10 protein-coding genes are annotated in these 11685 nt (G+C 73.2%); 2 read left to right on the top strand and 8 right to left on the bottom strand.

The features are described 5' to 3' along the window. Window positions 1-259: 259 nt before the first annotated feature. Together ACFTZC_RS17640 and ACFTZC_RS17635 are read left to right on the top strand one after the other, a co-directional pair. Window positions 260-979 carry a hemolysin III family protein gene (locus tag ACFTZC_RS17640; RefSeq protein WP_382890569.1) on the top strand — a complete coding sequence of 240 codons (720 nt, stop codon included), beginning with the start codon at window positions 260-262 and terminating at the stop codon, window positions 977-979. A gap of 110 nt (window positions 980-1089) precedes the next feature. Then, window positions 1090-1713, top strand: a complete 624-nt coding sequence (locus ACFTZC_RS17635; protein ID WP_382890567.1) for a TetR/AcrR family transcriptional regulator — start codon at window positions 1090-1092, stop codon at window positions 1711-1713. Window positions 1714-1828: 115 nt separating this feature from the next. Here ACFTZC_RS17635 and ACFTZC_RS17630 read toward each other — a convergent pair whose 3' ends face one another. The 8 genes from ACFTZC_RS17630 to ACFTZC_RS17595 form a co-directional block, all read right to left on the bottom strand. Then, entirely contained in the window at window positions 1829-3220 is a 1392-nt protein-coding gene (locus ACFTZC_RS17630) for an aldehyde dehydrogenase family protein (RefSeq protein ID WP_382890564.1), read from the bottom strand. A gap of 85 nt (window positions 3221-3305) precedes the next feature. Beyond that, window positions 3306-5135, bottom strand: a complete 1830-nt coding sequence (locus ACFTZC_RS17625) for an asparagine synthetase B family protein (RefSeq protein ID WP_382890562.1) — start codon at window positions 5133-5135, stop codon at window positions 3306-3308. Window positions 5136-5206: 71 nt separating this feature from the next. Further along, the gene (locus ACFTZC_RS17620; RefSeq protein WP_382890560.1) at window positions 5207-5785 is read right to left on the bottom strand and encodes a hypothetical protein; all 579 of its coding nucleotides are present in this window, start codon (window positions 5783-5785) and stop codon (window positions 5207-5209) included. Continuing rightward, on the bottom strand, window positions 5782-6765 hold the full coding sequence (locus tag ACFTZC_RS17615; protein WP_382890558.1) for a hypothetical protein: 984 nt from the start codon (window positions 6763-6765) through the stop codon (window positions 5782-5784). Before ACFTZC_RS17615 ends, ACFTZC_RS17620 begins: the two co-directional genes overlap by 4 nt. Next, window positions 6762-7787 (bottom strand): hypothetical protein, encoded by a 1026-nt coding sequence (locus ACFTZC_RS17610; RefSeq protein ID WP_382890556.1) that lies wholly within the window; start codon window positions 7785-7787, stop codon window positions 6762-6764. The genes ACFTZC_RS17615 and ACFTZC_RS17610 overlap by 4 nt, the downstream gene beginning before the upstream one ends. Further along, window positions 7784-8560 (bottom strand): cupin domain-containing protein, encoded by a 777-nt coding sequence (locus ACFTZC_RS17605; protein WP_382890555.1) that lies wholly within the window; start codon window positions 8558-8560, stop codon window positions 7784-7786. Before ACFTZC_RS17605 ends, ACFTZC_RS17610 begins: the two co-directional genes overlap by 4 nt. A 206-nt stretch (window positions 8561-8766) precedes the next feature. Further along, entirely contained in the window at window positions 8767-9294 is a 528-nt protein-coding gene (locus tag ACFTZC_RS17600) for a GNAT family N-acetyltransferase (RefSeq protein ID WP_382890553.1), read from the bottom strand. 178 nt (window positions 9295-9472) lie between these two features. Then, window positions 9473-11530, bottom strand: coding sequence for a thioredoxin domain-containing protein (locus tag ACFTZC_RS17595; RefSeq protein WP_382890551.1), 2058 nt, complete (start codon window positions 11528-11530; stop codon window positions 9473-9475). Window positions 11531-11685 lie beyond the last annotated feature (155 nt).

Here is an 11685-nt window from a genome sequence, read left to right as displayed (position 1 = left end):
CGACCGCACTCATTTGATCATCCGACCCATCCGCCCATCTGTCCAGAGGGCCGCCCACGTGAGCATCGCCACTCCGGGAGCACCGGGGGGACACATGGAGGGCGCGCGGATGCCACCTGAACGGCAACTTCACGTACATGCGTGTGCGAGGGGGAGGGTGGGACGGCTCGGGGCGCCTTGAGGCGGCCGCGTCGCAATTCACAGCGGAGAGAGCCTCGTACCGGGCCGTAACTTACGGAGGCGTAGGTAGCATGAGTCCATGACTCCTGCCGCGTCCGATCCGCCCGCGCACCCCCCGCTGAAGAACGAAGGGGGGCCGGCCGAGATCCTGTCGTCGCTGAATCCGGTCAAGCCGAAACTGCGCGGCTGGCTGCACGCGGGGATGTTCCCGGCCGTGCTGGTCGCAGGCGTGGCCCTGATCGCCCTGAGCGGCTCCACCCGGGCCCGGATCGCCTGCGCCATCTACGTCCTGACGGCCTGTCTGCTCTTCGGCGTCAGCGCGGTGTACCACCGCGGCGAGTGGGGACCGCGCGGCGAGGCCGTGCTGCGCCGGCTCGACCACGCCAATATCTTCCTGATCATCGCGGGCACGTACACCCCGCTGACGATGCTGCTGCTGCCGGACTCGACGGGCCGGACCCTGCTGTGGGCGGTCTGGGCGGCCGCCGCGGCGGGCATCGCCTTCCGGGTCTTCTGGGTCGGGGCCCCGCGCTGGCTCTACACCCCGTGCTACATCGCGATGGGGTGGGCGGCCGTCTTCTTCCTGCCGGACTTCCTGCGGACGGGCGGGATCGCGGTCCTCGTCCTCGTCATCGTCGGCGGGCTGCTGTACAGCGCGGGCGGTGTGATCTACGGGCTGAAGCGGCCGAACCCGTCACCCCGGTGGTTCGGATTCCACGAGGTCTTCCACTCCTTCACCCTGGCCGCGTTCGTCGTGCACTTCGTGGGCATCTCCCTGGTCGCCTCGCAGCACTCCTGAACTCCGTCACGGCGTCCCCGGACATGGTCCGCGGACGCCGTTCTTCTGCCGTCTCCCATCAAGGCTCCGGCCGGGGTCCGGGTGACGGCTGATGCACGACAATGAGCACCATGGCCGCCACCTCCCCCACCCCCCTCGAAGAACAGCTCTCCCGGCTCCCCCTCCGTGAGCGGAAGAAGCTCAGAACGCGTGTCACGATCCGCCGGACCACCTACCGGCTGATCACCGAGCAGGGGTACGAGGCGACGACCGTCGAGCAGATCGCGGAGGCGTCCGAGGTCTCGCCCTCCACCGTGTTCCGCTACTTCCCCACCAAGGAGGACATCGTCCTCGCCGACGCGTACGACCCGGTGATCGCGACGTCCCTGCGGGCCCGGCCGGCCGACGAGTCCCCGCTGGAGTCGCTCCGCGCCGTACTGGCGGAGGCACTGGCCAAGTCCCTGGCCCACGAGTCCGCGGAACTGGTCGAGCGGACGCGGCTGCTGGTCGAGGTGCCCGCCGTCCGGGCCCGGATGAGCGAGACCATGTCGGCGACGTCGAGGCTCCTCGCCGACGTCCTCGCCGAGCGCACCGGCCGGGACCCCGACGACCTCGACCTGCGGATCCTCATCGCCACCGTGCTCGGCGCGCTGCGCGAGGTCACCCTCCACTGGGGGGAGCACGGCTGCCGGGACGACCTGGTGGCGCTGGTCCACCGGGCCCTCGACGGCCTCGCGGGCGGCCTGCGCCTCTGAGCCTTCCCGGCGGAGGCGGCCCGCGCCGCTGAGCCTCCGGCGGAGGCGGCCCGCGCCTCCGCCGCCGCGCGCCGTGGCGAAGAGCCTGGCTGACCTCCCCTTCACCCGAACGAGGTCAGTCCGGCTTGACGGCCCCCGGCGGCCGGATCCGGGCCGTGATCGTCTTCGGCCGCTGGTACTCGTGCAGGGCCAGCGTGCTCAGGTCCGTACCGTGCCCGGAGGTGCCCCGGCCGCCGTGCGGGAGCTCCGCCGTCTGGACGAGATGGCAGTTGAGCCAGGCCTCGCCCGCGTCCAGCCGTCCGGCGAGGGCGAGGCCCGTCTCCAGGTCCCGGGTCCAGACGCTCGCGGCCAGCGCCTGCGGCACCCCGTTAGCCAGGGCCAGGGCCTCCTCGACGCCGTCGGCCGCCTGCACCGTCAGCAGCGGTCCGAACACCTCGTCCAGCACGGCCGGGTCGTCGTCGGGCAGCTCGGCGAGGACGCGGGCCGGGCGCCAGAAGCCGCCCTGTTCGTCCGCGCCGAGCGCCAGCTCCCCCTCCGCCGTCGCCTTCGCGGCCGAGGCGCCGACGATCCGGTCGTAACGCGCCGCCTGGTCGGCGTTGTTGAGCGGCCCGAAGTCCCGGCCCGCCGCGCGCTCCCGCATCGCCGCCGTGAGCTGGGAGAGCGCCGATTCGTGGTTCTCGCGCAGGGTGATCACCCGTGCGGGTACGGCGCAGCTCTGCCCCGCGTTGTACGTGGTGGCCCGTGCCAGCTCCGTCCAGGTGTCCTCGGGGGCGTCGGGCAGGACGAGGACCGGGCTGTTGCCGCCGAGTTCCAGGCTGATCCGCTTCGTCCCGGCGCGCGCCGTCACATCGGCGCCCGCCGCCGCGCTCCCGGTGAAGGCGATCGCGTCGACCCCGGCGGACTCCACCAGCAGCCGCCCCGTCCCGCGGTCGCCGGGGAGGGTCTGGGCGACGGCCTCGCCCAGCGCCTCCCGCGCGTGCTCGGCGAGGAGGAGCAGCGAGTCGGGGGTCGTCTCGGCCGGCTTCGTCACCACCGTGTTCCCGGCGGCGAGGGCGGGCGCGCACCGCCATGTGGCCATCATCAGCGGGTAGTTCCAGGGAACGACGACGCCGACGACGCCGAGCGGTTCCCAGCGGACCCAGCTCTCGTGGCCCGCGACGAAACCGCCCGCCGCCGGTGCGGACCGGGTGCGGGCCGCCCAGGCGTAGAAGCGGAAGAGGTCCGCCGCGTTCTCCACCTCGCCGGCGGCCTCGTGCGCGGGCTTGCCCGTACCGGACTGCTCCGCGGCGATGTACGCGGCCGCGTGCTCCTCGATCAGTCCGGCGAGGCGGTCGAGCCGCCGGGAACGCTCCCTCGGGGTCAGCGCCCGCCAGCCCGCGAGGGCCCGGCGGGCCGCCGCGACGGCCTCGGCGACCTGCGGCGCGCGGCCGACGGTCGAACTGCCCCGGATCCGGCCGGTCCGGGGGTCCGTCAACGGCACCGTGCGGGGATCGGCGTCGGTCTTCACAGTGTCTCCGTCCTCAAAGTGTCTGCGTCTTCACGGTGTCGCTGTCTTCGCGATGTTGCCCTCTTCGCGGTGTCTCCGTCGGGGGTCACCTCACGTCGTACGCGCGCAGCCACAGCTCCAGCGTGAGCACGAGCCACAGCTTGCCGCCCTGCCGGGGCAGCAGCGCGCCCTCCCCCTTCATCCACGCCCGTACCGTGGACTGCCGGAAGAGCCCCCTGGCCCGTGCCTCCCTGCCGAGCAGCAGATCGCCCGCAAGTTCGCGCAGCGGGCCGCGGAGCCACTGCTGCACCGGTACGCGCATGCCGCTCTTGGGCCGGTCCACGACCGTGCCGGGCAGCAGGTCCCGTACGGCCTCCTTGAGCACCCACTTCTCGACGGCGCCGTTGAGCTTCCAGCGGGGCGGGGTGGCGAACGCCTGGTCGATCACGCGGCGGTCGAAGAGCGGGGAGCGGCCCTGGATCGCCTGGGAGGCGGTGAGCCGTTCGACCTTGGTGAGGATGTGATGGGCGCCCTTGGTCCGCAGGTTGCAGTGGAGGAGCTGGTTGAGGAGGTGGTCCATCCGGCCGTCCCTGGCCTCCGGGCGCAGATACGGGGTGATGAACCGCTCCGGGCGCGGCAGCGTCTCCAGTGCCTCCAGCGCGTCGGCGGTGAGCAGGTCGGGCAGGTCGGTGAAGCACTTGCGGTACGAGCGGAGGTACGCGTTCTCGCGCGTGTCCGCCGCGTCCGCCGCGTCCGCGCCGTCATCGGGGAATCCGCCCGTGCCGTCGCCGCGGTGCATCTCGTACACCAGCATGGGCAGGTTCTTCGGGCCGCCGAACACCGGGTCGCCGCCCTCCCCGTTGAGCACGACGCGCAGTCCGTCGCCCGCGACGGCCTCGGCGAGCATCAGGTTGGGCACGGTCAGCGGATCGCCGACGGGGCTGTCGAGCAGCGCGGCGGCCTCCGCGAGACGGGCGGCGACGGCGTCGCCGGAGACGCTGAGCACCCGGTGGCGGGTGTGGCAGTGGGTGGCGACCAGGCCGGAGTAGCCCAGCTCGTTGGGGAGTTCGTCGCCGAAGCTGATCGAGTACGTGTGTACGGGGTGGCTGTGCAGCTTGGCGGCGAGGGCGGTGACGAGTGAGCTGTCGACGCCGCCGGAGAGCAGGACCGCCACCGCCTCGGCGTCCGGCAGCCGGCGGGCCGTCGCCTCCTCCAGCAGGCCGCGCAGTTTCAGGGCGTACTCCTCCGGAGGCGCGTCGCCGCCCTCGTACCACTCGCGCAGGCCCTGCCCGATCCGCTCCTCGGGCTCCCAGTAGTGCTCCTCCGTCACCGACCCGTCGTCGGCGAGCCGCAGGCAGCGGCCGGGGAGGACTTCCCGTACGCCGCGCAGCAGCGTCTCCTCGCCGGGGAGGTAGGCGAAGGTCAGGAAGGAGCGTACGGCGGCCAGTTCGAGCCCCGTGCCGAGCGCGGGCCAGCGGCGCAGGGCACGCAGGGAGGTGGAGGCGGCCCAGGCGTCGTCGGCGCGGGCGTAGAAGAGCGTGCGGGCGCCGACGTGGTCGCGGATCAGGACGAGGTCACCCTCGTCGTGCACGGCGAGCGCGAACATGCCTTCCGCGAGCCGGATCCCGGCCGCCCCGAACCGCGCCCAGCAGCGCAGCAGCAGCTCCCCGTCCGGGCAGTCGGGCCGGGCGTGCGCGCCGGAGCGGGCGAGCGCGGCCAGCAGCTCGGGCCGGTTGTGCAGTGTGACCTCCCCCACGGCGGTACGGCCGCAGGCGGTGAACGGCCCGGTGGCGTGCCCCGGTTCGTCGAGGATCAGCGCGGCGCCGGGGCCCGGGCCGGCCGCTCCGGCGTCGTACCGTACGGCCGCGCCCATCGAGGCGAGGTGTGACCGCGCCCGTTCGGGGGTCGTCGCCAGGCAGGCACAGAAACGCGTCACGGTCCCCCTCCTCTCGTCTCGCTTCTCTCTTGCCGGCCGGTCGTCGGTCGGTCGTTCACGGGGGGCGGCGGTCACCCGAAGTCGTCGTCGCTCCAGCCGCCGTCGTCGGAGCCCCAGCCGTCCCCGGCGTTCCAGTCGTCCCCGTCGACGGAGTCACCGGAACCGCTTCCGTCGCCACCGTCCCCGCCGTCCCCGTCTCCCCCGCTGCCGCCCGCTTCGGCGCCGGAGGAGCTCTGGGCCGCCGCCTGCTGCTGTTGCCGCAGCGCCTCCTCCTCTTCGGGGGTGAGGCTGACGGGCGGGAACTGCGCGGCGGTGACGGTGAGCGCCGCCAGGCCGACGCCGCCCAGGACGAGGCCCATGCGGCCGCCGAACGAGCTCCGGTTGACCATCACCGACTCGCCCTGGCCCCAGACCGTACGGCCGTAGCCGATGTCCCGGCCGTACGTCACGGTGCCGTCGGCGTACCGGCGCTTGATGATCCGCTCGCCCAGCAGTTCGTCGGTGCCGGCGGCGCCCTCGTTGTCGTGCCACCGCACCCGGCCGTCGCCGTCCCTGCGCCGCCACTCCTCGCGGCCGGACTCGTAGGTGCGGTGGACGCTCCCGTCGGCGAGGAGTTCGTCCCGGTACGGGGTTTCGCGTGGCCGGATCATCGTCTCGTGTCCTCGTGTCGCCGGGCCGGTCCCGCCGGCCAGGTCATGAAGCCTGTCGTCCGCAGCTCGCGCAGGCCGGTCCACACGGAGGGCCCGGCGGTCCGCGGGCCGCGCACCAGCCGCAGGACGGTGCGCAGCAGCCGGGCCGGCGGGACGGACTCCACCTCGGCGGAGCGTCCGCCCGCGAGCCACTCCAGCTCGCGCGCTTCGAGGGCGGCCGGCAGGACGGAACGGAGCCGCCCGCCCCGGTCCGCCATGTCGCCCGGACCGGAGGCGGGACCCGTTGCCTGACCGGCCGCACCGGGTGCGGGACCGGGTGCGGGACCGGATCCGGGACCGGCTTCGTGCCGGGAGGTCAGATGCAGCGCCATCGCGTGCCGGGGCACCAGCCCCATCGAGGCGACCCGTACGCCGGGGGCCGTGTCCCGCAGCGCGGCGCGCACCCGTGCGGTGAGGGCGATGCCCGCCACGCTCGCGTCGTGCAGGACATGCACGGTCGCGTCCTCGACCCGGCCGAGCCCGGCCGTCAGCCGGGGGTCGAGCGGCAGGTCGTCGGCGGCGAACACCGGGCAGGCGGCCTCCAGATGCACATCGTTGGCGAGCAGCATGCGCGCCACGGACCGGCTCTCGCAGACGAGCAGCCGGGGCAGCCCGTAGTCGTGGAGATCCGGCTCGGCGGACGGCGGCGCGCTCCGCCGCGCTCCGGCGGGCACCGGTGACAGCAGCCCGGGGAGCGTCCCGCGCCCCTGCTGTCTCCGCAGCGCCTCCGCGAACCGCTCGTACCGTACGGGCGGGGCCGGTGTGAGCGGAACCCGGCGCGGAACGGCGCGCACGGGACGCAGCACGCGGCACGTCTCGTAGTAGAGCTGCCGCTCCGTGAAGCGGATCCGCCCCGGCGCGCCCGCGCGGCCGACGGCGGCGAGCACGGCGCGGTCGAGCACGGCGTCCACGGCCCGGTCGAGGAGCCCGTCAGCGGTCATGAGGCGGCCTCGCCGGGCCAGGTGAGGAATCCGACGGCCTCGGCCTTCGTCCGGTCGGCGTCCTTCGCTCCCGTGGAGCGTTCGATCACGCGGGTGACGGCGGCGAGCAGCTTGCCGGGCGGTACGGCGCCGAGGGGGCTGGTCCACCCCTTGGCCAGCCACTGCAGCTCGGCGTCGGTGAGCGTACGGCTCTCGCGCAGCCGGCCCAGCGCGTCGGCCGGCGGCCTGGGTCCCCGTACGGGCAGGGCGCCCGGCGCGCTCATGACGGCGCGCGGCGGCAGCCCGGCGTCGACGACCCGGCGGCCGGGCAGCGCGGCGCGGGTGCGCGCGGCGAGCTGGCAGCCCGTCGCGTCGGCGTCGTGCAGGACGATCACCGGCGCGGAACCGGGCGCCACCTGATCGGCGCGGGTGGCGAGGGCTATGCCGTACCTCCGGGGCAGTTCGTTGGCCGCGAGGAAGGCGGCGATGCTCGCGTCACCGCAGAGCAGCACGGCCCGGGGCCGCGCGGGCGGCGCCGGGTGCCGGAACTGTCTCTCGTCCACGACACCGGTCGGGAGCGCGCCGTGGACCGACAGCCACAGGCTCATCGTCGAGCCGCGGAACTGGGAGAGCGGGTAGGCCTCCATCAGGCGTGTGCGGCTCTTCGTGGCGGAGCGGAACTGGGTGAGGGTGACGATGAGGAACAGCGAGCCGAAGACGGCGAGCGGGCCGGCTCCGTCGACGGACAGGGCGACGATCAGCAGGACGAGGCTGACCGGCAGCCCGATGACCAGGCATCCGATGGCGGCGCCCCGCCCGCTGTCCTTCGCCTTCCTGCGGCTCAGCGCGTACCAGAGTTGGTTGACGGTGATCGGGGTCCGGCCGTCGTCGGTGAGCTTCGCGGCGACGCGCCGGACCCGTACGTCGCTCAGCCCCAGCGAGTTGGTCTTGGGGTCCAGCGCGAACTGCCGGTTGCACTTGGAGCACGTACGGCCCGTCCGCTCCCGCTGGAGCAGGTTCCTGGCACAGTGCGGGCAGATCATCGGGGCCCCTCCAGCACGGCCGCGGCCCGGCGCAGCCCGGCGGCCAGCCGCTCGCGCGCGCTGACGGTGCCGACGCCGCCGACGCGCTGAACGCGCTCGATGTCGCGCAGCGCGGCGGCGAGGATCGCGTAGTCGGTAGAGACCCGGCCCGCGGTGGAGAGCCCGCGGCCGCCCGCCGATCCCGCCGATCCGGCCACTCCCGCCGATCCCTCCGTGCCCTCCCCGACGGCGCGCCGCTCGGCCTCGTCCGCCGTGATCGCGTAGTCCTCGTGGTCGATGCCGAAACCGGTGTTGGCGGCGAGGATGTTGAGCGGACGCGCGCCCCGGTTGGCGAAGGAGTGCGGCATCATCTCGGGGATCCGGATCATCGCCCCCGGGAACAGCCGGACTTCGGTGACCCGGCGCCGCACCGGGTCGTACACACCGCAGGAGGCGTGCCCCAGGCTGAGCACGATGTGCTCGCCGCCGTGGGCGTGCGGGGTGAACGCGCTGCGCGGCCCGACGACCCCGAGCTTGTACGTCGCGTTCGACGGCCGCTCCGGGGAGGTCCGCGCGTCCCCGACGAGGTAGTGCGCGAACTGCCCGTCGTCGATGAACCGGAGGAACTCCTCGCTCGGCCCCAGCTCCCGGGCCCCTTCCCGGTCCGCGAAGAGCACCCGGCCGTCGGGCCTGAGGTGGAACACCTCCACGCCGTACGGCAGTCCCCGCGCGAGCCGCCCCATCCCCCGCACCCCGGAAGGACCGGAACCGGCCCCGAAATCCCCGTCGAACATCAACGCCCCCTCGCGTCTCCGACCATGATCGCAGCGTAGAGCTGTGATCGGGAACACTCGGAACTGATGATAGGGCGGAGGTCTGACATCGCGATGAAGTCCAGGGATCTCAGAGGTCGCGCGGCCCGCCCTGACGTCCTTCGTCGGGTTTCGTCAGGCTTCCGTCGGGCTTCCGTCGGGCTTCCGTCGGGGTCCACCAGGTCTCGTCAGGCGAGGAGTTCGCCCTCCAGCAGGCCCATCGTGAACATGTCGTACCACTGACCGTCCCGCCGGAAGACCTGGCGGAGCCGGCCCTCCTCGACGAAGCCGATCTTCCGGTAGACGTGGTGGGCCGCGTGGTTCTCCGTGACGACCTTCAGCGTGATCTTGTGCAGCCGCATCTTGTCGAAGCCGTAGCGGCAGATCGTCCGCATCGCGTCGGTGGCGTAGCCGCGCCCCCAGTACTGCTTCTCACCGAGGTAGATGTCGAGCGCCGCGCAGCCGGTCTCCGGCTCGGTGTCGCGCAGCCGGACCAGCCCGATGAGCGTGGCGTCGGCGAGGGTCTCGACGCCGTACAGCACGTCGCCGTACGCGTTGCGCGGGCGCTCCTCGATGCCCTTCCTGACCTGGGCCAGCGACTGGGCGTAGCCGTCGCTCATCCAGCGCATGACCTCGGGGTCGTGGTTCCAGTGCCACAGTTGTTCGGCCTCCGCCGGCTCCATCGCCCGCAGTTTGACCAGCTCTCCGAGCACCATGCGCGGTCCAGCCCTTCGTTGTCCGTGCTGCCGGTTCCGTACGACCTGTTCGTACGACCTGTTCGTACGAACGGTTGACGTTCGTGTGAACCCGTCAGAGGTAATCAGAGGTAACACGACGCCGGCCCGCCACCCAAGCCGATAAGCCGGGTAGCGGGCCGGTCGGGCGCGCGTGCCGTTATTCGAGGACACCCAACTCGGCCTTGAGCCTGGGGAGTTCGGTCGTCGGCGCGGAGCAGACGAAGCGCCGGCAGACATAGGCGGTGGCCTGCCCGTCGACGAGCGGACGCCCCGCCAGCAACGGGAACTCCTCGCCTCCGGACTCGCCTCCGGACGCTTCCCCAGGCTCACCGGCCGCGACGACGGCTCCGGGCGCGGTGGCCAGCAGCGCGGCCCGGTGCAGGGCTGCGGCCTCCTTCCCCGTGCCGACGACCGCGATCTCCCGCGGCCCGTCGAGCGCCGCCTCGGCGACCGCGAGCCCCCAGCCGATGAAGCGGGGCACCCGCGGCCCGAGCGCCTTCACCACGCCCAACGCCCCCTCGGCCGCGCTCCGGTGACGCTCGGAGCCGGTGTGCGCGGCGTACGAGAGCAGCGCCCCGGCGGCGGCCGTCCAGCCGGAGGGCGTGGCGTTGTCCGTCGGGTCCTGCGGCCGGCGGACGAGCTGTTCGGCGTCGTCGGCCGTGTCGTACAGCGCGCCGCCTTCCGCCGTGAACCGGTCGAGAACGCTGTCCAGCAGGAATCCGGCGAACTCCAGCCATACGCCCTCACCCGTGACCCCGGCGAGCGCGAGGAACCCCTCCGCCACATCGCCGTAGTCCTCCAGCACCCCGGCGTTCGCGCCGGCCCGGCCGTTCTTCGAGGTACGGGTCAGCCGCGCCGCTCCGTCCAGGTGGACGCGGACGAGCAGATCGGCGGCCTCCGTGGCCCGCTCGACCAGATCGGGGCGGTCGAAGTACGCGCCGGTCTCGGCCAGCGCGGCGATGGCCAGCCCGTTCCAGGCGGCCACGATCTTGTCGTCGCGGCCGGGCCGCTCCCGCAGCTCCTCGCGGGCGGCGAAGAGCCGCGCCCGTACGGACTCGACGCGTCCGGCGTCCACCACACCCTCGCCGAGGGGCAGTTGCAGCACGGATGCGCCCTCCTCGAAGGTGCCTTCCGGCGTCACCCCGTAGTACTGCGCGGCGAACTCCGCGTCGGACTCCCCCAGGACCTCCCGCAGCTGGTCGGGCGTCCAGACGTAGAAGGCACCCTCCACATGCCGTCCGCCACCGTTGCCGTCCGCGCTGTCGGCGTCCAGCGCCGAGGCGAACCCGCCCTCGGCGGTGCGCAGTTCACGGACCATGAAGTCGGCGGTCTCCACCGCCACCCGGCGGGCCAGACCGGAGCCGGTGGCCCGCCAGACATGCGCGTACGCGCGGCACAGAAGGGCGTTGTCGTACAGCATCTTCTCGAAGTGCGGGACGGCCCACTCGCCGTCGACGGAGTAGCGCGCGAACCCGCCCCCGAGCTGGTCGTAGATCCCGCCGCGGGCCATCGCCTCGCAGGTGTCCGTGGCCATCTGGAGCGCGCCCTCGGAGCCGGTCCTGGCGTGGTGCCGCAGCAGGAACTCCACCACCATCGACGGCGGGAACTTCGGCGCCCCGCCGAACCCGCCCCGTCGCGCGTCGTACTCCCGGGTCAGCCCCAGCAGCGCCTGGGCCAGCTCCGGCTCCCCGGGCGGCCCGTCGCCGCTCTGCGCGAGCGACCGCCCGGCCAGCTCCCCGACGATCCGCGCCGCCACCTCGGCGACCTCCGCGCGCCGCCCGGTCCAGGCGGCGCTGACGCCCTCCAGCACCTGCGGGAAGGAGGCCATGCCGCCCCGGGGCGCGGGCGGGAAGTACGTACCGAAGTAGAAGGGCGCCCCGTCGGCGTCGAGGAACACGGTCATGGGCCACCCGCCCTGCCCGGTGGCGGCCTGCACGGCCTCCATGTAGACGGCGTCGACATCGGGCCGCTCCTCGCGGTCCACCTTGATGTTGACGAAGTGGGCGTTCATGTACTTGGCGGTGGTGACGTCCTCGAAGCTCTCGCCCGCCATCACATGGCACCAGTGGCACGAGGAGTACCCCACCGACAGCAGCACCGGCACGTTCCGCCGTCTCGCCTCCGCGAACGCCTCGTCCCCCCAGGGCCACCAGTCGACCGGATTGGCGGCGTGCTGGAGCAGATAGGGCGACTGCTCCTCGGCAAGTCGGTTCATACCGCCATCGTTGCATGATCCGGACCCACAGGCCCAGCAGCCCAGCTTCGCGTGGCCCGGCTCGTAACGGCCGAAGTGTCGTGCCGAGTCGGCCCCGGGTGCCGTCCCGAACCCACCCGCAGGGAATTAAGTTGATATGTCAACCGAAGGGGACT

Source organism: Streptomyces sp. NPDC056987 (assembly GCF_042673865.1).
In the GTDB taxonomy this organism is placed as follows: domain Bacteria; phylum Actinomycetota; class Actinomycetes; order Streptomycetales; family Streptomycetaceae; genus Streptomyces.
Note: the sequence above shows the minus strand (reverse complement) of the source record. Positions and strands in the feature narration are given on the sequence as shown.